Annotated in this window: 20 protein-coding genes; 10 read left to right on the top strand and 10 right to left on the bottom strand. The window is 70.5% G+C overall.

The window, feature by feature from the left end; genetic code table 11:
• Nucleotides 1-85: 85 nt before the first annotated feature.
• From ABZT17_RS34715 to ABZT17_RS34705, 3 genes are all read left to right on the top strand, one after another.
• Nucleotides 86-799, top strand: coding sequence for a TetR family transcriptional regulator (locus ABZT17_RS34715; RefSeq protein ID WP_356354960.1), 714 nt, complete (start codon nt 86-88; stop codon nt 797-799).
• Nucleotides 800-1058: 259 nt separating this feature from the next.
• The gene (locus ABZT17_RS34710) at nt 1059-1298 is read left to right on the top strand and encodes a cation transporter (protein WP_356354958.1); all 240 of its coding nucleotides are present in this window, start codon (nt 1059-1061) and stop codon (nt 1296-1298) included.
• A gap of 89 nt (nt 1299-1387) precedes the next feature.
• The gene (locus tag ABZT17_RS34705; RefSeq protein ID WP_356354956.1) at nt 1388-3643 is read left to right on the top strand and encodes a heavy metal translocating P-type ATPase; all 2256 of its coding nucleotides are present in this window, start codon (nt 1388-1390) and stop codon (nt 3641-3643) included.
• Nucleotides 3644-4349: 706 nt separating this feature from the next.
• Here ABZT17_RS34705 and ABZT17_RS34700 read toward each other — a convergent pair.
• Both ABZT17_RS34700 and ABZT17_RS34695 read right to left on the bottom strand, forming a co-directional pair.
• The gene (locus ABZT17_RS34700) at nt 4350-5639 is read right to left on the bottom strand and encodes a citrate synthase (RefSeq protein ID WP_356354955.1); all 1290 of its coding nucleotides are present in this window, start codon (nt 5637-5639) and stop codon (nt 4350-4352) included.
• A gap of 179 nt (nt 5640-5818) precedes the next feature.
• Nucleotides 5819-8095: an ATP-dependent RecD-like DNA helicase gene (locus ABZT17_RS34695; protein WP_356354953.1), complete on the bottom strand. Its 2277-nt coding sequence runs from the start codon at nt 8093-8095 to the stop codon at nt 5819-5821.
• 421 nt (nt 8096-8516) lie between these two features.
• Here ABZT17_RS34695 and ABZT17_RS34690 point away from each other — a divergent pair, with 421 nt between their 5' ends.
• Nucleotides 8517-9422: an MBL fold metallo-hydrolase gene (locus ABZT17_RS34690; protein ID WP_356354951.1), complete on the top strand. Its 906-nt coding sequence runs from the start codon at nt 8517-8519 to the stop codon at nt 9420-9422.
• Nucleotides 9423-9497: 75 nt separating this feature from the next.
• Here ABZT17_RS34690 and ABZT17_RS34685 read toward each other — a convergent pair whose 3' ends face one another.
• The 4 genes from ABZT17_RS34685 to ABZT17_RS34670 all read right to left on the bottom strand — a co-directional run bounded on the left by ABZT17_RS34685 (nt 9498) and on the right by ABZT17_RS34670 (nt 11227).
• Nucleotides 9498-9719 (bottom strand): helix-turn-helix transcriptional regulator, encoded by a 222-nt coding sequence (locus tag ABZT17_RS34685; RefSeq protein WP_356354949.1) that lies wholly within the window; start codon nt 9717-9719, stop codon nt 9498-9500.
• Nucleotides 9719-10210, bottom strand: a complete 492-nt coding sequence (locus tag ABZT17_RS34680; protein WP_356354947.1) for a DUF2975 domain-containing protein — start codon at nt 10208-10210, stop codon at nt 9719-9721. The genes ABZT17_RS34685 and ABZT17_RS34680 overlap by 1 nt, the downstream gene beginning before the upstream one ends.
• A 75-nt stretch (nt 10211-10285) precedes the next feature.
• The gene (locus tag ABZT17_RS34675; RefSeq protein WP_356354945.1) at nt 10286-10630 is read right to left on the bottom strand and encodes a hypothetical protein; all 345 of its coding nucleotides are present in this window, start codon (nt 10628-10630) and stop codon (nt 10286-10288) included.
• Nucleotides 10631-10717: 87 nt separating this feature from the next.
• The gene (locus ABZT17_RS34670; RefSeq protein ID WP_356354943.1) at nt 10718-11227 is read right to left on the bottom strand and encodes a hypothetical protein; all 510 of its coding nucleotides are present in this window, start codon (nt 11225-11227) and stop codon (nt 10718-10720) included.
• Nucleotides 11228-11485: 258 nt separating this feature from the next.
• Here ABZT17_RS34670 and ABZT17_RS34665 point away from each other — a divergent pair, with 258 nt between their 5' ends.
• From ABZT17_RS34665 to rbsD, 5 genes are all read left to right on the top strand, one after another.
• On the top strand, nt 11486-12505 hold the full coding sequence (locus ABZT17_RS34665; protein ID WP_356354941.1) for a LacI family DNA-binding transcriptional regulator: 1020 nt from the start codon (nt 11486-11488) through the stop codon (nt 12503-12505).
• The gene (locus ABZT17_RS34660; protein ID WP_356354939.1) at nt 12502-14031 is read left to right on the top strand and encodes a sugar ABC transporter ATP-binding protein; all 1530 of its coding nucleotides are present in this window, start codon (nt 12502-12504) and stop codon (nt 14029-14031) included. Before ABZT17_RS34665 ends, ABZT17_RS34660 begins: the two co-directional genes overlap by 4 nt.
• Complete coding sequence (locus tag ABZT17_RS34655) at nt 14021-15967, top strand: substrate-binding domain-containing protein (protein ID WP_356354937.1); 1947 nt, start codon at nt 14021-14023, stop codon at nt 15965-15967. The genes ABZT17_RS34660 and ABZT17_RS34655 overlap by 11 nt, the downstream gene beginning before the upstream one ends.
• 70 nt (nt 15968-16037) lie before the next feature.
• Nucleotides 16038-17027 carry a ribokinase gene (locus tag ABZT17_RS34650; RefSeq protein WP_356354935.1) on the top strand — a complete coding sequence of 330 codons (990 nt, stop codon included), beginning with the start codon at nt 16038-16040 and terminating at the stop codon, nt 17025-17027.
• Entirely contained in the window at nt 17024-17413 is a 390-nt protein-coding gene (gene rbsD, locus ABZT17_RS34645; RefSeq protein ID WP_356354933.1) for a D-ribose pyranase, read from the top strand. The genes ABZT17_RS34650 and rbsD overlap by 4 nt, the downstream gene beginning before the upstream one ends.
• 236 nt (nt 17414-17649) lie before the next feature.
• On the opposite strand, the gene ABZT17_RS34640 is transcribed toward rbsD, so the two are convergent.
• The 4 genes from ABZT17_RS34640 to ABZT17_RS34625 all read right to left on the bottom strand — a co-directional run bounded on the left by ABZT17_RS34640 (nt 17650) and on the right by ABZT17_RS34625 (nt 21753).
• Nucleotides 17650-18489, bottom strand: coding sequence for an MOSC N-terminal beta barrel domain-containing protein (locus ABZT17_RS34640; RefSeq protein ID WP_356354931.1), 840 nt, complete (start codon nt 18487-18489; stop codon nt 17650-17652).
• Nucleotides 18490-18605: 116 nt separating this feature from the next.
• On the bottom strand, nt 18606-19403 hold the full coding sequence (locus ABZT17_RS34635; RefSeq protein WP_356354988.1) for a sugar phosphate isomerase/epimerase family protein: 798 nt from the start codon (nt 19401-19403) through the stop codon (nt 18606-18608).
• Between the two features lie 44 nt (nt 19404-19447).
• Nucleotides 19448-20599, bottom strand: coding sequence for a dihydrodipicolinate synthase family protein (locus tag ABZT17_RS34630; protein ID WP_356354929.1), 1152 nt, complete (start codon nt 20597-20599; stop codon nt 19448-19450).
• Complete coding sequence (locus ABZT17_RS34625; protein WP_356354927.1) at nt 20596-21753, bottom strand: Gfo/Idh/MocA family oxidoreductase; 1158 nt, start codon at nt 21751-21753, stop codon at nt 20596-20598. Before ABZT17_RS34625 ends, ABZT17_RS34630 begins: the two co-directional genes overlap by 4 nt.
• A gap of 295 nt (nt 21754-22048) precedes the next feature.
• Between ABZT17_RS34625 and ABZT17_RS34620 the strand changes: the two genes are divergently transcribed.
• A complete protein-coding gene (locus tag ABZT17_RS34620; RefSeq protein WP_356354926.1) occupies nt 22049-23110 on the top strand; it encodes a LacI family DNA-binding transcriptional regulator in 1062 nt (353 codons plus the stop codon).
• Nucleotides 23111-23197: the final 87 nt, after the last annotated feature.

Here is a 23197-nt window from a genome sequence, read left to right as displayed (position 1 = left end):
AGAGATCGCTCGCATTTCACTGAGACCCAGAATGCGAGCGACCACTCGTGTTTGTCAATCACGTTCGGAGAGCTGGGGATAACGCGTGCCCGACAACCCGCAGAAGGAACAGGCCGACCAGCCGCGACAGGGCGAGCAGGCGGAACAACCGCGCCGTCGCCAGGCCCGTGGTGAGCGCCGTATCGCACAGCTGCTCGAAGCGGCCGCGAACGTCTTCTGCACGACCGGATACACGGCCGCCAGCACCAACGCCATCGCCCGCGAGGCCGGCGTCTCCCCCGGCACGCTCTACCAGTTCTTCCCGAACAAGGAAGCGATCGCGATCGAGCTGGGCGAGCGGCTCATGCACGAGATGCGGGAGACGTACGGCGAGGCGCTCGCGCCGGTCGACCCCGCGACCCCACTGGAGGAGGCGGTCGGGGCGGCCGTCGACCGGTTCATCGCCTTCAACTGCGACCATCCGGTGTTCTTCGCGCTGATGCACGGTCCGGACGTGCCGGGCCGGATCACCGAGGAGCACGACGCCCTGCACGCGACACTGCTCGGCCGGATCGGGGACCTGCTCGGCAGCATCCTTCCGGACGCGGCCCCGGCCGACCTCGGCCGCACCGCCCAGGTCTGCCTCGGCGTGTACAAGGCCGGGCTGGAGCTGGTCCTGGCCCATGAGGGCGCCGAACGCGACGCCTACGTCCAGGAGCTGAAGAACATCCTGATCCGCTATCTCGGCCCGCTCGTCGGCGACCGCCTCGGCCACCCGGCCACGCTCACGGGACCCCGCTCCGGGACCCGGTCCGCCTGACCGGCGACACCCTCACCGGGAGCACCGCCACCGGACGGCCGAAGCACGTCCCCCGCCCAGCCCAGCGCGAGCGCCCCGGACTGCGGCACCGGGGGCACCTACCTTAAGGTGCGGACAAATCCGTCCAAGCAGAGGGATTGTGCGGTCGCTCGCCCGGCGCGACTCCTCTTGGAGAAATACCCCCTAGGGGTATAGTCTCGATGGTGCGGACCCCACCGTGGGTCCCGTCAGCCCCACACGCCTCCACGAGGAGAACGACATGACCGCGCAGACCGACACCCCGGGCCCCGTCACCGCCGTCTACAAGGTGAGCGGGATGAGCTGCGGGCACTGCGAGGGTTCCGTCTCGAGCGAGCTCTCCGAGCTCCCCGGCGTCAGCTCGGTGAAGGCCGTCGCCTCCACCGGCGAGGTCACCGTGGTCTCCGAGGCCGCCCTCGACGAGGCCGCGGTGCGCGCCGCGGTGGACGAGGCGGGCTTCGAGCTCGTCGGCCCGGCCTGAGCACCGACCCGTTCCTGTTCTCCGACCGGGCCGCGCCGACCAGCTGATACTGGCTCCGCACGGTCCGGTCCGATGTCTGGAGTCCGGACATGACCAGCAGTACGACCTCGCAGACACCGATAGCCGGGTCCTCGGGGGCCACGGAAGTCGAACTGCAGATCGGCGGGATGACCTGCGCGTCCTGCGCGGCCCGCGTCGAGAAGAAGCTCAACCGGATGGACGGGGTCACCGCCACGGTGAACTTCGCGACGGAGAAGGCCAAGGTCAGCTATCCCGCGGGCATCCAGGTCGCCGACCTGATCGCGACCGTGGTGAAGACGGGGTACACGGCCGAGGAGCCGCCCCCGCCGCGACCCGAGGTGACCACCCGGGAACAGCCGGAAGGGCCGGAGGACCCCGAACTCGCCGCCTACCGCGAGCGTTTCACGGTCTCCGCCCTCCTCGCGGTCCCGGTCGTCCTCCTCTCGATGATCCCGGCCCTGCAGTTCGACAACTGGCAGTGGCTGGCGCTCACCCTCGCCGCGCCCGTGGTCGTCTGGGGAGCGCTGCCCTTCCACCGGGCCGCCTGGACCAACGCCCGGCACGGCGCCGCGACCATGGACACGCTGGTCTCGGTGGGCACGCTGGCCGCGTTCGGCTGGTCCCTGTGGGCCCTGTTCTTCGGCGACGCGGGCATGACCGGCATGCACGACGAGTTCCGGCTCACCGTCTCGCGCATGGACGGCGCCTCGACGATCTACCTCGAAGTGGCCGCCGGCGTGGTCGCGTTCATCCTGCTGGGCCGCTATCTGGAGGCCCGCTCCAAGCGACGCGCGGGCGCCGCGCTGCGCGCGCTGCTGGAACTGGGCGCGAAGGACGTCTGCGTCCTCAGGGACGGGCGCGAGGAGCGGATTCCGGTGTCCCGGCTCGCCGTCGGCGACCGTTTCGTCGTACGGCCGGGCGAGAAGGTCGCGACCGACGGCACCGTCGTCGAGGGCGCGTCGGCGGTGGACGCGTCGATGCTGACCGGCGAGTCGGTGCCGGTGGACGTCTCCGTGGGCGACGCGGTGACCGGGGCGACCGTCAACGCCGGTGGCCGGATCGTCGTGGAGGCCAAGCGCGTGGGCGCCGACACCCAGCTCGCGCGGATGGCGAGGCTGGTCGAGGACGCGCAGAACGGCAAGGCGGAGGTACAGCGGCTCGCCGACCGCATCTCGGCGGTCTTCGTGCCGGTCGTCATCCTCCTCGCGCTCGGCACCTTCGGGGTGTGGCTCGGCGTCACCGGCGACACGGCCGCCGCCTTCACCGCGGCCGTGGCGGTCCTGATCATCGCCTGTCCGTGCGCGCTGGGCCTGGCCACGCCGACCGCGCTGCTGGTGGGCACCGGGCGCGGTGCCCAGCTGGGCATCCTGATCAAGGGCCCGGAGGTCCTGGAGTCCACGCGCCGCGTCGACACCGTCGTCCTCGACAAGACAGGCACCGTCACCAGCGGCCGGATGACCCTCCAGGAGGTCTACGTCGCCGACGGCATCGACGAGAAGGAGCTCCTGCGCCTCGCGGGCGCCGTCGAGCACGCCTCCGAGCACCCGGTCGCCCGTGCCGTGGCCGCGGGGGCCGAGGAGCGGGCCGGGCGGCTTCCGCGGGTCGAGAGCTTCGAGAACGTGCCCGGGCGAGGCGTACGCGGGCGCGTGGAGGGCCGTGACGTGGCCGTGGGGCGGCTGTACGACTCGCTGCCACGGGAACTGGCCCGCGCCAAGGAGGAGGCCGAGAAGGACGGTCGTACGGCCGTCGTGGTCGGCTGGGACGGGGTGGCACGGGGTGTCGTCGCCGTCGCGGACGCGGTGAAGCCGACCAGCGCGGAGGCCGTGCGCGAACTGCGTGCCCTTGGGCTCACGCCGGTGCTGCTGACCGGGGACAACCGGGCGGTCGCGGAGGCGGTCGCGCGCGAGGTCGGGATCGAACAGGTGATCGCCGAGGTGCTGCCCGAGGACAAGGTGGACGCCGTACGGCGGCTGCAGGGCGAGGGGCGGGTCGTCGCCATGGTCGGCGACGGGGTCAACGACGCCGCGGCGCTCGCCACCGCCGACCTCGGGCTCGCGATGGGCACCGGGACGGACGCGGCGATCGAGGCCGGCGATCTGACACTGGTGCGCGGGGATCTGCGGGTGGCCGCGGACGCGATCCGGCTGTCCCGGAAGACGCTGTCGACGATCAAGGGCAACCTCGTGTGGGCCTTCGGCTACAACGTGGCCGCGCTGCCGCTGGCCGCCCTGGGACTGCTGAACCCGATGATCGCGGGGGCCGCGATGGCGTTCTCGTCGGTGTTCGTGGTGACCAACAGTCTCAGATTGCGGACGTTCCGGTGAACTCGGCCGAAGTTACTGGCGGTTACTCCAAACTCGTGACCAGAGCCCCTCTGGAACGGCGGGCCGGGCTCACATAAGCTCTTCACAAGGCTCGCGCATCATCCTTACGCTTGAGTCCCGATCACCGCATCGGGCCTCTTGCGTATCAAACGGACAAATGCAAGAGACGCAGATCACAGTGATGTGAACGTAACCATCGAAGGGGTTCGAAGGTCTAAGTTGGCGATGTCAGGAAGCGTCTTGGGGGGCGCGACCTGGCATCTGGGGATGTCTTGGGGGACTTCCTCAGAGATGCGTTGCCGGGACACGTACTTCGGGAAGCTTTGAGCGGCCCTCCCGACCGTGCGCTGTCCCGGCAGACCGCACACCGAGTAGTACGGCGAGTTTTGCTCGTTCTGCTCAATCGCCGCACAGAAGCATCACCAGCAACACCAAGCAGTACCGAAAGAACAGCGATTCAGGCGCTGTCCTCTCAAAGCGCCCGGCCGGATCCCGTGGGGGGAATCCGCACCGGGACATGGGAAGGCGCCCTGGACGTCGGCCCGTGGGGGGACCGGCGCCAGGGCGCCTTCCGCTTTGCTGGATTCAGCCGGGGGGTTCGTGGAGCTTCCTGTCGTCTCCCGGCTCGCGGCCGGTGGGGGCTGGTCGCGCAGTTCCCCGCGCCGCTAAGAACAAAGACCAGAGCCAGCCCCGGCACCGGCGTTCATCAGCGCTGTTCGACCGGGATGAAGTCGCGCTCCACCACGCCCGTGTAGATCTGGCGGGGGCGGCCGATGCGGGAGCCCGGCTCCTTGATCATCTCGTGCCACTGGGCGATCCAGCCCGGGAGGCGGCCGAGGGCGAACAGGACCGTGAACATCTCGGTCGGGAAGCCCATGGCCCGGTAGATCAGGCCGGTGTAGAAGTCGACGTTCGGGTAGAGGCTGCGCGAGACGAAGTAGTCGTCGGAGAGCGCGTGCTCCTCCAGCTTCAGCGCGATGTCCAGCAGCTCGTCGGACTTGCCGAGGGCCGAGAGGACGTCGTGCGCGGCGGCCTTGATGATCTTGGCGCGGGGGTCGAAGTTCTTGTAGACCCGGTGGCCGAAGCCCATCAGACGGACGCCGTCCTCCTTGTTCTTCACCTTGCGGATGAAGGAGTCGACGTCACCGCCGGAGGTCTGGATGCCCTCCAGCATCTCCAGCACCGACTGGTTGGCACCGCCGTGCAGGGGGCCCCAGAGCGCGTTGATGCCGGCCGAGATCGACGCGAACATGTTCGCCTGGGACGAGCCCACCAGACGGACCGTGGACGTCGAACAGTTCTGCTCGTGGTCGGCGTGCAGGATGAGCAGCTTGTCCAGGGCGGCGACCACGACCGGGTCGAGGTCGTACTCCTGCGCGGGGACCGAGAACGTCATGCGCAGGAAGTTCTCGACGTAGCCGAGGTCGTTGCGCGGGTAGACGAACGGGTGACCGATCGACTTCTTGTACGCGTACGCGGCGATCGTCGGAAGCTTCGCGAGCAGGCGGATCGTCGAGAGGTTGCGCTGCTTCTCGTCGAAGGGGTTGTGGCTGTCCTGGTAGAACGTGGACAGCGCGGAGACGACCGAGGAGAGCATGGCCATCGGGTGGGCGTCGCGCGGGAAGCCCTTGTAGAAGTTCTTGACGTCCTCGTGCAGCAGGGTGTGCTGCGTGATGTCGTTCTTGAACAGCGAGAGCTCGTCGACGGTCGGAAGCTCGCCGTTGATCAGCAGGTAGGCGACCTCCAGGAAGGTGGAGCGCTCCGCCAGCTGCTCGATGGGGTAGCCGCGGTACCGGAGAATGCCCCCCTCGCCGTCGAGGTAGGTGATCGCGGATTTATAGGCGGCGGTGTTGCCGTAACCGCTGTCCAGAGTCACCAGCCCGGTCTGGGCGCGGAGCTTCCCGATGTCGAAGCCCTTGTCGCCGACGGTGCTGTCGATCACCGGGTAGGTGTACTCGCCGTCGCCGTACCGCACTACTACAGAGTTGTCGCTCACGTCATCCCTCACCGACGTTGTGCCTCTTCTTCGAGGTTGCCCTGACTGTCTCTACCATCCCCCAATTGGCTCAGGAGAGTGCACTCGGGGTCGACCATCGGGCCTATCGGCGGCACTGAGTGCCGCCAACTTGCTCATCCTGCCCCCTGTCCTTCCCATCCGGAAGGGCTCTGTGACCTTCATGACTCATTTGATCGATCATTTTTTGAGATGAGCCGGAAGTCGAGGGCGGTGCAGCGTCTTCCCGCGGACACCGTGCGGACCGCCTGGCCGATCGCCTTGCGCGAGCCGACGAGGACGACCAGCTGCTTGGCCCGGGTGACCGCCGTGTACAGCAGGTTCCGCTGGAGCATCATCCACGCTCCCGTGGTGACCGGGATCACCACCGCGGGATATTCACTGCCCTGCGAGCGGTGAATGGTCACCGCGTACGCGTGCGCCAGCTCGTCCAGTTCGTCGAATTCGTACGGCACCTCCTCGTCCTCGTCGGTCAGCACCGTCAGGCGCTGGTCGACCGGGTCGAGCGAGGTGACCACGCCCACGGTGCCGTTGAAGACGCCGTTCTTGCCCTTCTCGTAATTGTTGCGAATCTGGGTGACCTTGTCGCCGACCCGGAAGACCCGGCCGCCGAACCGCTTCTCCGCCAGGTCGGGGCGGCCTGGGGTGATCGCCTGCTGGAGCAGACCGTTGAGGTTGCCGGCGCCCGCGGGCCCCCGGTGCATCGGCGCGAGCACCTGCACGTCCCGGCGCGGGTCGAGTCCGAACTTGGCCGGAATTCGACGGGCGGCCACATCCACGGTGAGCCGCCCGGCCTCCTCCGTGTCGTCCTCGACGAAGAGGAAGAAGTCCTTCATGCCGTCGGTGACGGGGTGTTGCCCGGCGTTGATCCGGTGCGCGTTCGTCACGACGCCGGACTGCTGGGCCTGCCGGAAGACCCGGGTGAGGCGCACGGCGGGGATGGGGCCGCCGTCGGCGAGGAGGTCGCGCAGCACCTCCCCCGCACCGACGCTGGGCAGTTGGTCGACGTCGCCGACGAAGAGCAGGTGGGCGCCGGGAGGGACCGCCTTGACCAGCTTGTTGGCGAGCAGCAGGTCCAGCATGGACGCCTCGTCGACGACCACCAGGTCGGCCTCCAGCGGGCGGTCCCTGTCATAGGCCGCGTCACCGCCCGGCTTCAGCTCCAGCAGCCGGTGGACGGTGGAGGCCTCGGCTCCGGTGAGTTCGGCGAGCCGTTTCGCCGCGCGGCCGGTGGGGGCGGCGAGGACGACCCTGGCCTTCTTGGCGCGGGCCAGCTCGACGATCGACCGCACGGTGAAGGACTTGCCGCAGCCGGGGCCGCCGGTGAGCACGGCGACCTTCTTCGTCAGCGCCAGCTTGACGGCGGCCTCCTGCTCGGGGGCGAGGTCCGCGCCTGTACGGCCCTTGAGCCAGGTCAGCGCCTTGTCCCAGGCCACGTCGTGGAACCCCGGCATCCGGTCCTCCCCGGTGCGCAGAAGGCGCAACAGCTGGGAGGCGAGGGCCGCTTCGGCGCGGTGGAAGGGGACGAGATAGACGGCGGTGACGGGTTCGGCGCCCGGATCGGGTCCGGGGACCTTCTCCCGTACGACACCGGGGTCCTCGCCCTCCTCCGCCGGCTCGGCCAGTTCGGCGAGGCACTCGATGACGAGCCCGGTGTCGACCTGCAGCAGCTTCACCGCGTCCGCGATCAGCCGCTCCTCGGGGAGATAGCAGTTGCCCTGGTCGGTGGCCTGGGACAGCGCGTACTGCAGGCCCGCCTTCACTCGCTCGGGGCTGTCGTGCGGGATGCCCACGCTCTGGGCGATCTTGTCCGCGGTGAGGAAGCCGATGCCCCAGACGTCGGCGGCGAGGCGGTAGGGCTGGTTCTTGACGACCGAGATCGACGCGTCGCCGTACTTCTTGTAAATACGGACCGCGATGGACGTCGACACCTCGACGGTCTGGAGGAAGAGCATGACCTCCTTGATCGCCTTCTGCTCCTCCCAGGCGTCGGCGATCTTCTTGGTCCGCTTGGGCCCGAGACCGGGGACCTCGATCAGCCGCTTCGGCTCCTCCTCGATGATCTGGAGGGTGTCCAGCCCGAAGTGCTGGGTGATGCGGTCGGCGAAGACGGGTCCGATGCCCTTGACCAGGCCCGAGCCGAGGTAGCGCCGGATGCCCTGGACGGTGGCGGGGAGGACGGTCGTGTAGTTCTCGACGGTGAACTGCTTGCCGTACTGGGGGTGGGACCCCCAACGCCCCTCCATCCGCAGGGACTCCCCCACCTGGGCACCGAGCAGCGCACCGACGACCGTGAGGAGGTCTCCGCCGCCTCGGCCGGTGTCGACGCGGGCGACGGTATAGCCGTTCTCCTCGTTGGCGTACGTGATGCGTTCGAGCACGCCTTCGAGGACGGCGAGTCGTCGCTCGTCCGTCGGGTTCCCCGCCTGCTGAGCCATGATCCGACGGTACCGGTGGGGACTGACAGCCGGTGATTCCTCGTATGGTTTGCCAAATCTGAAGGGTGCCGGGCGGAGTGAGAGGTTCGAGCGGCGGCGGGCAAAGGTCGGTCGCGGCCCCTACCTCGGCCGGGATCACCTCGTGCTGGCAGCACTCCGGCTGACAGGACGGCGCAGCGCCTGGGAATCGATGGCCGCCTCGCTCACTCCCGGACTGCGAGCGAGGGGTTGGCGGCCTCGCGGCATCTTGTCCGCCGCACGCAACCGGGGCCGTGCGGACACCGCCTGCCGGCAAGCCGAAGCAATCGCCCATGAGTCCACGCGACCGCGAGGACGAAACCGCAGGAGAGCAGCCCCGCGTCGTAAGTGCCAGATCCGGCGCCCCTTCCGCTTTCCGTGCGGAGGGGCATACCTCTGGAACATGAGTGCGTCCATGGAAGCCGGATCGCCCGCGCACCGCTGGGCCGTCGATGAGCGGTGCACGAACTGCGATGCCGCCCGGCAGCTCGCCCCCGGTCTGATCAGCGAGGTCGGCGGTCGGTCCGTCGTTCGGCGCCAGCCGCAGGGGCCGTACGAGACGGGGCAGTTGTACGCCGCCGCGCACGCCTGCCCCACCCGGTCCATCCGTCCGCCCGGCGGGCTGCTGGACGAGGGCCGGGACCCCTTCCCGATGCCGTTGGACGACACCGGCGCCGTGCGGCTGTGTGGGCACAACTCCCGGCACACCGCCGGCGCCAACTCGTACCTCCTGCGCCGCCCCGACGGAACCACCATGATGGTGGACACCCCGCGATGGAGTCCGGCCCTCGCCGCGCGCCACGAAGCACTCGGCCCCGTCACCGACGTACTGCTCACCCACCGCGACCACGCCGCTCACGGCCGCCGCTACGCCGACCGCTTCGGCGCCCGGCTCTGGATCCACGAGGGCGATCTCGACGCCGCCCCGGACGCGGATCGTGTGCTGCGCGGCGAGGAGCCGGCCGAGGTCGGGGAAGGGGTGCTCGCCATCCCCTTCCCCGGGCACACCAGGGGCAGCGTCCTCTACCTCGCCGACGAGCGGTACTGCTTCACCGGCGACAGCTTCTACTGGTCCCGTACGACCGACGACATCGAGGTGGTCGACAGCGTCACCTGGTACTCGATCCGGGAGCTGGCCGACTCCCTGGCCCGGACCGTCGACCGTCTTCGGTTCGAGTGGCTGCTCCCCGGGCACGGCGGCCGCCGGCGTCTCCCCCACGACGAGATGTCCCGCCGCCTGCGGGCGCTCGCCTCACGGGTCCGTCAACTCCCGCCCCGGCCGGTGGACTTCACTGCGGTGCGCTGGTGAGGAGATCCGAAGGTCCGGTCGTTGAGTCGTGGGAAACCGACCGTTTCCCCGACTCCGCCCCCTCCCTGGACCGACTCACCCCTCCGCCGCGTCCGTCGCCTCCCACCGCAGCAGGTCACCCGGCTGGCACTCGAGGACCTCGCACAGCGCGGCGAGTGTCGTGAAGCGCACCGCCTTGGCTCGGCCGTTCTTGAGGACCGCCAGGTTGGCGGGGGTGATCCCGACGCGGTCCGCGAGTTCGCCCACGGACATCTTCCGTTTGGCCAGCATCACGTCGATGTCGACGGTGATCGGCATCAGATCACCTCGTCCAGCTCGGCCCGCATCCGCGTCGCCTCGACGTCACGCGCGACGGCCTGGGCGAGCAGCATCCGCAGGACGAGCACGATCAGCGCGACCCCCAGGATCGCCACGCCGACCCCGGCCATGATGACGGTGACACCCGGGTCGTCCCGCTGGCCGGGCGCGTTGATCGCCGTGACCGTGAACCACACCAGGGAGGCCGCCACGATCGCGCCGATCACCATGTCCACGTAGCGGAAGGCGGCGTGGGAGAACACGGTTCCGCTGCGCACCATCGTCACCAGCCGGCCTACGCAGACCACGGCGACCTGGACCGACACCATGCCCAGGATGGTGACCACGCGCAGGGGGGTCAGCGGGAGCGACCCGTCCTCCGGGTCCTTCCCGCTGACCAGCGCCCACACCATCCCCGCCTGTACGAACACGGTGCCGGTGAACACCACCACGAGCACGGCGCGCAGCGCGGCCACCGCCAGCTTTCCCATGCCCTGTCCTTCCATCGATTCCCGATGGAAAACTATCGAATCTCGATAGGTGCGGCAAGGGTGGGAGCGCCCGGGTCAGTTCTCCGTGATCGTCACGCACGTGCCGACCACATAGCCGGTCACCCCGCTCCGCGTCACCTTCACCCAGCGCTTGCTGACGATCCCGCACTTCTCGTACGACGTCGTCCCGTAGTACATCGTGCAGGACGCCGACGCGCTCTCCCCCTTGTTGAGCTGGGCCAGAGCCGTGCCGCCCGTACTCGTGGTGGAGCGGATGATCACGGTCTCCAGGGCCTTGGCCGTGCAACTCGCCGCCGCCGCCGGGGTGGCGGCCACCACGGAGGTGCCGACCAGGGCGACGGCCGCCGCCGCGGACGCCCCGAGAATCCGGCCCGTGCGCGCACCCGTACGCAGACCCATACGCATAACTGCTTCTCCCCGTTGTGTGGTTGGCACGGGCATGCCACCCGTGCCGGACAGGGGCAGCCTAGCTCCAGCCTTCGGTGGTCACTTGAGCGTCCGACGCCCGAGCCTGAAGACGATCATGGACACGAGAGTGAGGGCCAGCCCCACGCCGGCGACCGCGGTGTCCGCCTTCGGCGCCAGGCCCGTCCAGTGCCAGATCAGGGCCCCGAAGAGAGTGACGCCCCCCGCGAGGAACCCGATGGCCGCGCCCACGAGCAGACGCGCGCGCCGGCCCATCGGGGTCCTGGCCATGACGGTCGATTCCGAGGTCCGCGCCTGTCGCAGGGTGATGTAGCTGCCGCCGCCGTCGCCGACCGCGGCGAGTCCCTCGGACGCGTCGCCTCCCGGAGCACAGATGAAGCGGACCGTCCCGCCCTCTTCGACCAGGGTCGAGAGCGCTCGGCTGGTGCACCAGTCGATCTTCAGCTGGAGTTGGTGGGTTCCCGCCGGCACGTCGAAGCGGAGCGTCTGGCCCCGACGGATGCTGCCCGCCTGAGCGCCGTCGATGAGCACGGCATAGCCGCGGAGCGCGTCGCGACCGCCTCCGCGCACCCGTGACAGCAGGACGGTTCCGTGTCCGGGCGATGCGGGCGATGCGGGCGATGCGGGCGATACAGCTCTTTCGGCGTCGTCCATCTCCGACCCCCTCCACACGAACGAACATCCGGCGCCCCGAGCGTACTCACCACCCCACCTTCATCACGATCCGGTTTCAGCCGCGCCAGGCACTTGCACCGCGGGCGTGTAATCGATTCCAATCCTCACTGCACAGAGCTGTGTAATCGATTCCACGAGGAGGTGGATCCGGCGATGGCGAGTATCAAGGACGTCGCCGCCGAGGCGGGGGTCTCCGTCGCCACGGTGTCGCGTGTGCTGAACGACCATCCGTCGGTCAGCGACGACGCACGCACGCGCGTGCTGGCCGCCGTCGAGGCGCTGGGCTACCGCCCGAACGCCGTCGCCCGCTCGCTGCGCACCGACCAGACCCATACCCTCGGCCTGGTCATCAGCGACGTGATGAACCCCTACTTCACCGAGTTGGCCCGCTCCGTCGAGGAGGAGGCCCGCGCGCTCGGGTACAGCGTGATCATCGGGAACGCCGACGAACGGCCCGAGCTTCAGGACCATCATGTGCGGACGCTGCTCGACCGGCGGATCGACGGGCTGCTCGTCTCCCCCACCGACGGCGGTTCGCCGCTCATGCTGGAGGCGGCGGGCGCCGGGACGCCCATGGTGTTCGTGGACCGCTGGATCCCGGGTGTAGATGTGCCGGTCGTCAGGGCCGACGGACGGGACGCCGTACGGGATCTCGTCGCGCATCTGTACGGGCTGGGGCATCGCAGGCTCGCGATCATCGCGGGACCCGCGGCCACCACGACCGGGCGGGAGCGTGTCGAGGTCTTCCGGGAGGCCCTCCAGGCATACGGCCTGGACCTCCCCGACGCGTACATCGGACAGGGCGACTTCCAGGCCGAGAGCGGCCGCCGGGTCACCGAGGGCTTCCTCGACCTGCCCGAACCGCCCGAGGTCGTCTTCGCGGCCGACAACCTGATGGCGCTGGGCGCGCTGGACGCCGTACGCGCGCGTGGGCTGCGTGTTCCCGAGGACCTCGCGCTCGCCGCCTTCGACGACATCCCGTGGTTCGTGCACACCGATCCGCCGATCACCGCGATCGCCCAGCCCACGGGCGAGCTGGGGCGTGCCGCCGTGCGCGCGCTCGTCGACCGCATCGAGGGACGGCCCCCCGAGTCCGTCACCCTCCCCGCCCGTCTCGTCGTACGCCGCTCGTGCGGTGAGGACCCCACCCCCGTACGAAGGAGCACGTCGTGAGCGACCGGGACGAGTTGCTGCGCATCGAGGGCATCCGCAAGACCTTCCCCGGCGTGGTCGCGCTCGACGGCGTCGACTTCGACCTGCGCCGGGGCGAGGTCCACGTGCTCCTCGGCGAGAACGGCGCCGGCAAGAGCACGCTGATCAAGATGCTGTCCGGTGCCTACCACCCCGACGAGGGCCGGGTGCTGGTGGACGGCGAGGAGGCGCACATCCGTGACACCCAGGACGCCGAGCGGCTGGGTATCGCCACCATCTACCAGGAGTTCAATCTCGTACCCGACCTCACCGTCGCCGAGAACATCTTCCTGGGGCGGCAGCCGCGCCGGCTCGGGATGATCGACCGGAAGCGGATGGAGGCCGACGCCGAGGTGCTGCTCGCGCGCGTGGGCGTCAAGGTGTCGCCACGCGCGCGCGTGCGTGAACTCGGTATCGCCCGCCTTCAGATGGTCGAGATCGCCAAGGCGCTGAGCCTGGACGCGCGGGTGCTGATCATGGACGAGCCGACCGCCGTGCTCACCTCCGAGGAGGTCGAGAAGCTCTTCGCGATCGTGCGGAAGCTGCGCGAGGAGGGCGTGGGCATCGTCTTCATCACGCACCATCTGGAGGAGATCGCCGCCCTGGGCGACCGGGTGACCGTGATCCGGGACGGCAGGAGCGTCGGCCAGGTGCCCGCCTCCACCCCCGAGGAGGAGCTGGTACGGCTGATGGTGGGCCGTTCCATCGAGCAGCAGTATCCGAGGGAGCGGGCCGAGACGGGCACCGCCCTGCTCACCGTCGAGGGGCTCACCCGGGACGGCGTCTTCCACGACGTCGGCTTCGAGGTGCACGCCGGTGAGGTCGTGGGGGTCGCGGGGCTCGTCGGGGCCGGCCGCACCGAGGTCGTACGGGCGGTGTTCGGCGCGGACCCGTACGACAAGGGGGCCGTCAAGGTCTCCGGGACGCCTCTGAAGCGCCATGACGTGGGCGCGGCCATGAGGGCCGGCATCGGGCTCGTCCCCGAGGACCGCAAGGGTCAGGGGCTGGTGCTCGACCAGACCGTCGAGGAGAACCTCGGCCTGGTGACCATGCGCGCGGCCACGCGCGCGGGGCTCGTCGACCTCAAGGGGCAGCGCGAGGCCGCGGCGCGGATCGCCGAGCAGCTCGGCGTGCGGATGGCCGGACTCCAGCAGCACGTACGGACGTTGTCCGGCGGCAACCAGCAGAAGGTCGTCATCGGCAAGTGGCTGCTCGCCGACACCAAGGTGCTGATCCTCGACGAGCCGACGCGCGGGATCGACGTCGGCGCCAAGGTCGAGATCTACCAGCTGATCAATGAACTCACCGCCCAGGGCGCGGCCGTACTCATGATCTCCAGCGACCTGCCCGAGGTGCTCGGTATGAGCGACCGGGTGCTGGTGATGGCCCAGGGCCGGATCGCGGGCGAACTCGCGGCCGGTGAGGCCACCCAGGACTCCGTGATGGCGCTCGCCGTCAGCAACCCCATGAATGAGAAGACCGAAACGGAGGCCAGCCGTGGCCACTGACACGCTCAAGAGCCGGGCGGGCGCGGGCGGCGCCACCAGCGGGCTGCGCCGCCTCCTGCTCGACAACGGCGCGCTCACCGCGCTGATCGTCCTGGTCATCGCCCTGTCGGCGCTGTCCGGTGACTTCCTGACGACGGACAACCTGCTCAACGTCGGCGTCCAGGCGGCCGTGACCGCGATCCTGGCCTTCGGCGTCACCTTCGTGATCGTCTCGGCGGGCATCGACCTGTCGGTCGGCTCGGTGGCCGCGCTCTCGGCCACCGTCCTCGCCTGGAGCGCGACGTCGCACGGTGTGCCGGTCTTCCTGGCGGTGCTCCTCTCCGTCGCGACCGGCATCGTGGCGGGGCTGGTCAACGGCTTCCTGATCGCGTACGGGAAGCTGCCGCCGTTCATCGCGACGCTCGCCATGCTGTCGGTGGCGCGCGGTCTGTCGCTGGTGATCTCCGAGGGCTCCCCGATCCCCTTCCCGGACTCGGTCTCGCACCTCGGCGACACCCTCGGCGGCTGGCTGCCCGTGCCGGTGCTCGTCATGATCGTGACGGGTCTGGTCGCGGCCTTCGTGCTGGGGCGGACGTACATCGGCCGCTCCATGTACGCGATCGGCGGCAACGAGGAGGCCGCGCGCCTGTCCGGGCTGCGGGTGAGGAAGCAGAAGCTCGCGATCTACGCCTTCTCCGGGCTGTTCGCCGCGGTCGCGGGCATCGTGCTCGCCTCCCGGCTCTCCTCCGCGCAGCCGCAGGCCGCCGACGGCTATGAGCTGGACGCCATCGCCGCGGTCGTCATCGGCGGAGCCTCGCTGGCCGGTGGCACGGGCAAGGCGTCCGGCACCCTGATCGGCGCGCTGATCCTGGCGGTGCTCAGGAACGGCCTCAACCTGCTGAACGTGTCCGCCTTCTGGCAGCAGGTCGTCATCGGTGTCGTCATCGCGCTCGCGGTGCTCCTCGACACGCTGCGGCGCAAGGCGGGGGCGACCCCGGTGACCGCGGGTTCCGGCGGCAACAGGACCAGGCAGGCGGGGACCTACGCCCTCGCGGCGGTCGTCACCGTCGCCCTCGTGGGCGCGACCTCCTTCCTGCACAACGGCTCCTCGTCCACCACGCCGAAGCTGGGCCTGTCCCTGTCCACGCTCAACAACCCCTTCTTCGTGCAGATCCGCTCCGGCGCCCAGGCCGAGGCGAAGAGGCTGGGTGTGGACCTGACCGTCACCGACGCGCAGAACGACGCCTCGCAGCAGGCCAACCAGCTGCAGAACTTCACCAGTTCGAACCTGGGCGCGATCATCGTCAACCCGGTGGACTCCGACGCGGCGAGCAACTCCGTGAAGGCCGCCGACAAGGCGGGGATCCCGGTCATCGCGGTCGACCGAGGTGTCAACAGGGTGAGCGTGGACGCCCTCGTGGCCTCCGACAACGTCAAGGGCGGTGAGCTGGCCGCGCGGACGATCGGCGAGAAGCTCGGGGGCAAGGGCAGGATCGTCATCCTTCAGGGCCAGGCGGGCACCTCGGCGGCCCGTGAGCGCGCGGCCGGTTTCGCGGCGGGCCTCAAGGCGTACCCGGGAATCCAGGTCGTCGCGCAGCAGCCCGCCGACTTCGACCGCACCAAGGGCCTCGACGTCATGTCGAACCTGCTCCAGGCCCACCCGGACGTCCGGGGCGTGATCGCCGCCAACGACGAGATGGCACTCGGCGCGGTCAAGGCGCTGGGCTCCAAGGCCGGCACGTCGGTCTCCGTGGTCGGCTTCGACGGCACCCCGGACGGGCTGACCGCCGTGAAGAACGGCACGCTCTACGCGTCCGTGGCACAACAGCCGTCGATGCTGGGCAAAATCGCCGTGGACAACGCGCTGAAGGCCCTTCAGGGCAAGAAGGTCGAGGAGACGGTGAAGGTGCCGGTGAAGGTGGTCACCAAGGAGAACGTGGCCGGCTTCACGGGCTGACGGCGGGGAAGCGGGCGGGCGGTCGTACGGCGACCGCCCGCCCGAAGTCACTGACTAGGGGAGTCACTTCATGTACGACTACGACCTACTGGTCGTAGGGTCGGCCAACGCCGACCTGGTGATCGGCGTAGAGCGGCGGCCCGGGGCCGGCGAGACGGTGCTCGGTTCCGACCTGGCCGTGCACCCCGGCGGCAAGGGCGCCAACCAGGCGGTGGCCGCCGCCCGTCTCGGGGCCCGTACGGCCCTGCTGGCCCGGGTCGGCGACGACGCGTACGGGCGGCTGCTGCTGGACTCGCAGCGGGCGGCAGGTGTCGACACGGTGGGGGTGCTGGTGGGCGGGGCGCCGACCGGTGTCGCGCTGATCACCGTCGACCCGTCCGGGGACAACAGCATCGTGGTGTCGCCGGGCGCGAACGGCCGGCTGACCGCGGCGGACGTGAAGGCCGCCGCATGTCTCTTCCAGGCCTCGCGGGTGGTCTCCGTACAGCTGGAGATCCCGCTGGAGACGGTCGTGGAGGTCGTACGGAGTCTGACTCCGGAGAGCCGTTTCGTGCTGAACCCCTCCCCGCCCCGGCCTCTCCCCACCGAGGTGCTGGCCGCCTGCGACCCGCTGATCGTCAACGAGCACGAGGCGAGGGTGGTCCTCGGCGAGGCCTGTGTCAGCGACCGCCCCGAGGACTGGGCGCGGCTGCTGCTGGCCAAGGGCCCGCGGTCGGTGGTGATCACCCTGGGCGCGGAGGGTGCGCTGGTGGCCTCCGGGGAGGGGGTGACCCGGGTGCCCTCGGTGAAGGTCGACGCGGTCGACACCACGGGCGCGGGCGACGCGTTCACCGCCGCGCTGGCGTGGCGGCTGGGGGCGGGTTCCACGCCGGCCGAGGCGGCGGCGTACGCGGCCCGGGTCGGGGCGGCCGCGGTCACCAAGGAAGGCGCCCAGGTGTCCTTCCCGACCGCCGAGGAGGTCGACGCCCTGGGCTGTGGCGGCCCGGGGGACGCCCCCCGGCCCCCCGGCGGAAAGCCGGACGGCGGACCCGGCACCGCCCCGCGAGGGGAGTCGCTGTGAAGAAGGCGGGAATCCTGAACCGCCGGCTCTCCGGTGCGCTGGCCGAGCTGGGGCACGGTGACCGGGTGCTGGTGTGCGACGCGGGGATGCCGATACCGGACGGGCCTCGGGTCGTCGACCTCGCCTTCCGGGCCGGGGTGCCGTCCTTCGCGACGGTCCTGGACGGGCTGCTGGCCGAGCTGGTGGTCGAGGGCGCCACGGCGGCGGCGGAGGTCCAGGGAGCCAATCCCGGTGCCGCCGCCCTGCTCAAGGGCGAGTTCCCCGAGCTGGAGCTGGTCCCGCACGAGCGGCTGAAGGAGCTGTCGGCCGGGGCGCGGCTCGTGGTGCGCACGGGCGAGGCACGGCCGTACGCGAATGTGCTGCTGCGGTGCGGGGTGTTCTTCTGAGGCCGACGCCCGGCCGGGCCCGCACACTCGGGCCCATACCATCGGGCCGGCACCATCGGGCCGGCACAAATTCGAGGGGGCCCGGTCCGTCGACCAAGCCCCCTCGGGTTTTCCCCTCCGGTATCAGAACCCCCGCGATCCCCCCAGATCCCCCTCCAAGAGTCCTGATGCCAAGTACGACCCGCGGGGTGCCGGAAGGGTTGTACGGCTGCCGGGATTTTTTTCGCGGGCGGTCCTCAGACCCGTACGACATCCCCCTCACGCACCCGCCCACCCCGCACCACCTGGGCATACGCCCCCGCGCACGGTTCCGGCGCCCGGTCCGGGAAGGCGGTGACGCGGTTGTGGCGGGACGGGACGCGCAGGGCGTCGGGGTCGCGGGGGAAGGGGCCGTGGGCGAGGGTGGGGATCGTGCAGCGGGGGGTGAGGGCGATCACCCGGATGATCAGCTCGTCGCCCACGGTCAGCTCCTTGCCGAGCCAGTCGTTCTCGGGGAAGCCGTCCTCGTCGAGGCCGATCACCAGGTTGGGGCGGTAGCGCTCGGCCTCGACCGTGCCGCGCGGGCTCAGGGCGGCGATACGGGCCAGGGTCGCGGTGGTGATCAGATGGACCGGCGCGAAGTCGAAGAAGGTGCCGGGCGGACAGGCCGAGCCGAACTGGACGATGTCCGCCTCCACCCGGGCGTCCGGGCCGGATTCCAGGACCTGTTCCGGGCGGGAGCGGTCGAGCGTCGCGGCGGGCGGTGGTGTGCCGGTCAGGGTGACCGGGCGGCCGAGCAGGTCCGAGAGCGCGTCGTCGGTGCCGGGGCCGGTGCCGTGGAGGGTCCGGCCGTCCGGGGTGGTGATGTCCGCGCCGGTCTCCGTGAGGGTCGCGGCGCAGTTCAGCAACTCCCGCCACAGCCGGGGGGTCTTGGCACTGGCCACCTTGCCCGTCTCCCGGTCCACCAGCGCGAGCCGCCGGTCGCCCGCGAGGCCGCGGTCCGTCACCTCCGTGGCCTTGATCCGCTCGCCGAGCATGGACTTGACCGGGTAGCGCCGCAGGGCGGTCACGGTGCCGGTGGTGGACTGAGTTGTCATGTGACAATCACAGCACGGCTCCGCCCGGCATCCCGCGGATCCGGACGTGGTGAAGGTACGGCCCCGCTCCCGCACCGGTCGTCCCCTCGGTGCGGGGCGCGGTGGCCACGGCGGTCTCAGCCCGCGTGCTCGACGAAGCGCCGGGCCGTCTCGGCCAGCACCTCCCGGCCGTCCCGGGCCCACAGACCGTCGTTGAACAGCTCGACCTCGATCGGGCCGGTGTAGCCGGCGGCCTCGACGTACCCCTTCCACTCCCGCATGTCGATCGCGCCGTCACCGATCTGCCCACGCCCGTTGAGCACGCCCTCCGGCAACGGCGTGGTCCAGTCGGCGAGCTGGAAGGTGTGGATACGGCCGCCGGCGCCCGCGCGGGCGATCTGCGCGGGCGCGTGGTCGTCCCACCAGATGTGGTACGTGTCCACGGTGACGCCGACCTGGTGGGCCGGGAACCTCTCGGCGAGGTCCAGGGCCTGGGCCAGCGTCGAGACCACACAGCGGTCGGAGGCGTACATCGGGTGCAGCGGCTCGATGGCCAGACGGACGCCGTGCTCCTCGGCGTAGGGGCCCAGCTCCCCCAGCGCGTCCGCGATCCGCTCCCGGGCGCCGTGCAGGTCCTTGGAGCCGGCCGGCAGGCCGCCGGAGACGAGCACCAGCGTGTCGGTGCCGAGGGTGGCCGCCTCGTCGATGGCCCGCCGGTTGTCGTCGAGGGCGGCGGCGCGCTCGGCCGGGTCGATCGCCGTGAAGAAGCCGCCGCGGCACAGGGTGGTGACCGTCAGGCCCGCGTCGCGGATCAGCTTGGCGGTCGCGTCGAGGCCGTACGACTGGACGGGCTCGCGCCACAGGCCGATGTTACCGATGCCGAACTCCCGGCAGGCGTCGACCAGTTCGGGCATCGACAGCTGCTTCACCGTCATCTGGTTGATGGAGAAGCGGGACAGGTCCAGGTCCCCGAGCGCGCTCACTGGTCCACCCCGTAGAGGGAGAGAAGGTTCTTCATCCGCTCCTCGGCCAGCTTGGGGTCCGGGAACAGGCCCAGGCCGTCGGCGAGTTCGTAGGCGCGGGCGAAGTGCGGGAGGGAGCGGGCCGACTGGAGGCCGCCGACCATGGTGAAGTGCGACTGGTGGCCCGCGAGCCAGGCGAGGAAGACCACACCCGTCTTGTAGAAGCGGGTCGGTGTCTGGAAGAGATGGCGGGACAACTCGACGGTGGGATCGAGGAGTTCACGGAAGCCGACAACGTTGCCGGTGTCCAGTACCCGTACCGCCTCCGCCGCCAGCGGGCCCAGCGGGTCGAAGATGCCGAGCAGGGCGTGGCTGAAGCCCTTCTCGTCGCCGGCGATCAGCTCGGGGTAGTTGAAGTCGTCGCCGGTGTAGCAGCGGACGCCCTGCGGGAGCCGGCGCCGGATGTCGATCTCGCGCTGTGCGTCGAGCAGCGAGACCTTGATGCCCTCCACCTTGTCGGGGTGGGCGGCGATGACCTCCAGGAAGGTGTCGGTGGCCGAGTCGAGGTCGGCCGAGCCCCAGTAGCCCTCCAGCGCCGGGTCGAACATCGGGCCGAGCCAGTGCAGGACGACCGGCTCGGACGCCTGGCGCAGGAGATGGCCGTAGACCTCCAGATAGTCCTCGGGGCCGGACGCGGCGGCGGCCAGCGCGCGGGACGCCATCAGGATCGCCTGCGCGCCGGAGGCCTCCACGAGCGCGAGCTGCTCCTCGTAGGCGGCCCGGACCTCCACGAGAGACCCGGCGGTGATCTGGTCGGTGCCCACACCGCAGGCGATACGGCCGCCGACCGCCTTGGCCTCGGCGGCGCTGCGGCGGATCAGCTCGGCGGCACCCGCCCAGTCCAGGCCCATTCCGCGCTGGGCGGTGTCCATCGCCTCCGCGACCCCGAGGCCGTGGGACCACAGGTGGCGGCGGAAGGCGAGGGTGGCGTCCCAGTCGACGGCGGCGGGCGAGTCGGGGGTGGTGTCCGCGAACGGGTCGGCGACGACATGCGCCGCCGAGAAGACCGTACGGGAGGTGAAGGGCGCGCCCGGGGTGACGGCGACGGGCTCGGGGCGGGGCTCGTAGGCCCTCGACCCGCCCTTGAAGTCGGGGAGTCGGATGGTCACAGCGAGACCTCCGGTACGTCGAGACGCAGGCCCTCGGCCGAGGACTTCAGGCCCAGCTCGGCGAGCTGGACGCCGCGGGCGCCGGCGAGGAGGTCCCAGTGGTAGGGGGCGGCGGCGTAGACGTGCTTGAGGAAGAGCTCCCACTGGGCCTTGAAGCCGTTGTCGAACTCCTCGTTGTCCGGGACCTCCTGCCACTGGTCGCGGAAGGAGTAGGTGGCCGGGATGTCGGGGTTCCAGACCGGCTTGGGAGTCAGGGAGCGGTGCTGGACGCGGCAGTTGCGCAGGCCCGCGACCGCCGAGCCCTCCGTGCCGTCGACCTGGAACTCGACGAGTTCGTCGCGGTTGACGCGGACGGCCCAGGAGGAGTTGATCTGGGCGATCGCGCCGCCGTCGAGCTCGAAGATGCCGTAGGCGGCGTCGTCGGCGGTGGCGTCGTAGGGCTTGTCGTCCTCGTCCCAGCGCTGCGGGATGTGGGTGGCGGTGAGGGCCTGGACGGACTTCACCCGGCCGAACAGCTCGTGCAGGACGTACTCCCAGTGCGGGAACATGTCGACGACGATGCCGCCGCCGTCCTCGGCGCGGTAGTTCCAGGAGGGGCGCTGGGCGGTCTGCCAGTCGCCCTCGAAGACCCAGTAGCCGAACTCGCCGCGGATGGACAGGATCCGGCCGAAGAAGCCGCCGTCGATCAGGCGCTTCAGCTTGAGCAGGCCGGGGAGGAAGAGCTTGTCCTGGACGACGCCGTGCTTGATGCCGGCGTCCTTGGCCAGCCGGGCCAGCTCCAGGGCTCCCTCCAGGCCGGTGGCCGTCGGCTTCTCGGTGTAGATGTGCTTGCCCGCGGCGATCGCCTTCTTGATCGCCTCCTCGCGGGCCGAGGTCACCTGCGCGTCGAAGTAGATCTCGACGGTCGGGTCCGCGAGGACCGCGTCGACGTCGGTCGAGATGTTCCGCTGGTCCAGGCCGTGCTGCTCGGCGAGCGCCGTGAGGGCGTGCTCGCGGCGGCCGACCAGGACCGGTTCCGGCCACAGCACGGTGCCGTCGCCGAGGTCGAGGCCGCCCTGTTCCCGGATGGCCAGGATGGACCGGACCAGGTGCTGGCGGTAGCCCATGCGCCCGGTCACACCATTCATGGCGATACGCACCGTCTTGCGTGTCACGTCATTCCCTTCGTACGCGGGGTCCGCGCCGCGTACGCCCTGTCTCCTACTGGTGAGCGTCACAGCAAGCGCTTTCTATTCGATAAGAAGCTAGCCTCTGAGCAGCGGTCTGGACAAGACCGTGACGGAGTCGAGTTGTTCGAGGGGGCGAACAACAGGGAGCTTGACCCGTAAGGTCGGCTCGAAACATTTCGGGACCGAGGCCGGGGTGGCCCAGGAACCGCGGCCGCCTGCGGCCCTGTCTACGAGCACGTACGACGACGTACGAAGAGATGCGCGACCGGAGGACGACGAGATGACGGTGACCCTGGCGGACGTGGCAGCGCGCGCGCAGGTCTCGCCCGCGACGGTGTCGCGCGTGCTGAACGGGAACTATCCCGTGGCCGCCTCCACCCGTGAGCGGGTGCTGAAGGCTGTCGACGAGCTGGACTATGTGCTGAACGGGCCGGCGAGTGCGCTGGCCGCCGCCACTTCCGACCTGGTCGGCATCCTGGTCAACGACATCGCGGACCCCTTCTTCGGGATCATGGCGAGTGCGATCCAGTCGGAGATCGGGGGGCCGGGGGGCCGCGCGGGGGGTGAGCGCCTCGCCGTGGTCTGCAACACGGGGGGTTCGCCGGAGCGTGAGCTGACCTATCTGACCCTGCTGCAGCGGCAGCGGGCGGCGGCCGTGGTGCTGACCGGTGGGGCGGTGGAGAACGAGCCGCACGCGGCGGCGGTGGCGTCGAAGCTGCGGAAGCTGGCGGACGCGGGGACGCGGGTGGTGCTGTGCGGGCGGCCGCCGGCGGAGGCCACCGGGGCGATCGCGCTGACCTTCGACAACCGTGGGGGCGGGCAGCGGCTGACCGAGCATCTGATCGGGCTGGGGCATCGGCGGCTCGGCTATATCGCGGGGCCGGAGGAGCGGACGACGACGCGGCACCGGCTGGAGGGGCACCGGGCCGCGCTGGCGGCGGCGGGGATCGAGGAGGACCCCCGGTGGACCGTGTGGGGGCGGTACGACCGGCAGGCCGGCTACGAGGCCACGCTGGAGCTGCTGCGGCGGGACGCGTCGCTCACGGCCGTGGTGGCGGCGAACGACTCCGTCGCGCTGGGGGCGTGTGCGGCGCTGCGGGAGTCGGGGCTGCGGATCCCGGAGGACGTCTCCGTCGCCGGGTTCGACGATCTGCCGTTCAGCGTGGACGCGGTGCCCGCGCTGACGACGGTGCGGTTGCCGCTGGCGGAGGCGGGGGCCCGGGCGGGGCGGATCGCGATGGGGCGGGAGGAGCCGCCGCCGGGGGGGATCGCGGCGATTCGGGGGGAGCTGATGGTGCGGGGGTCCTCCGGGGTGCCTCGGTCCATGCCGGCGTCGGCCTGACTCCACCGCCTGACTCCACCGCCTGGGGGCTGCCGCCCCCAGACCCCCGCTTCGGCCTGAACGGCCTCGTCCTCAAACTCCCCCAGA

Source organism: Streptomyces sp. NPDC005648 (assembly GCF_040605395.1).
Taxonomy (GTDB): Bacteria; Actinomycetota; Actinomycetes; order Streptomycetales; family Streptomycetaceae; genus Streptomyces.
This window is presented reverse-complemented; position numbering and strand designations above follow the sequence as displayed.

Bases quoted from the DNA above. Each gene is read 5' to 3' on its own strand.
- ABZT17_RS34710 (WP_356354958.1), top strand. From the start codon at position 1,059: ATGACCGCGCAGACCGACACCCCGGGCCCCGTCACCGCCGTCTACAAG.
- ABZT17_RS34705 (WP_356354956.1), top strand. From the start codon at position 1,388: ATGACCAGCAGTACGACCTCGCAGACACCGATAGCCGGGTCCTCGGGG.
- ABZT17_RS34695 (WP_356354953.1), bottom strand. From the start codon at position 8,095: ATGGCTCAGCAGGCGGGGAACCCGACGGACGAGCGACGACTCGCCGTC.
- ABZT17_RS34690 (WP_356354951.1), top strand. From the start codon at position 8,517: ATGAGTGCGTCCATGGAAGCCGGATCGCCCGCGCACCGCTGGGCCGTC.
- ABZT17_RS34685 (WP_356354949.1), bottom strand. From the start codon at position 9,719: ATGCCGATCACCGTCGACATCGACGTGATGCTGGCCAAACGGAAGATG.
- ABZT17_RS34680 (WP_356354947.1), bottom strand. From the start codon at position 10,210: ATGGGAAAGCTGGCGGTGGCCGCGCTGCGCGCCGTGCTCGTGGTGGTG.
- ABZT17_RS34675 (WP_356354945.1), bottom strand. From the start codon at position 10,630: ATGGGTCTGCGTACGGGTGCGCGCACGGGCCGGATTCTCGGGGCGTCC.
- ABZT17_RS34665 (WP_356354941.1), top strand. From the start codon at position 11,486: ATGGCGAGTATCAAGGACGTCGCCGCCGAGGCGGGGGTCTCCGTCGCC.
- ABZT17_RS34650 (WP_356354935.1), top strand. From the start codon at position 16,038: ATGTACGACTACGACCTACTGGTCGTAGGGTCGGCCAACGCCGACCTG.
- ABZT17_RS34640 (WP_356354931.1), bottom strand. From the start codon at position 18,489: ATGACAACTCAGTCCACCACCGGCACCGTGACCGCCCTGCGGCGCTAC.
- ABZT17_RS34635 (WP_356354988.1), bottom strand. From the start codon at position 19,403: ATGACGGTGAAGCAGCTGTCGATGCCCGAACTGGTCGACGCCTGCCGG.
- ABZT17_RS34620 (WP_356354926.1), top strand. From the start codon at position 22,049: ATGACGGTGACCCTGGCGGACGTGGCAGCGCGCGCGCAGGTCTCGCCC.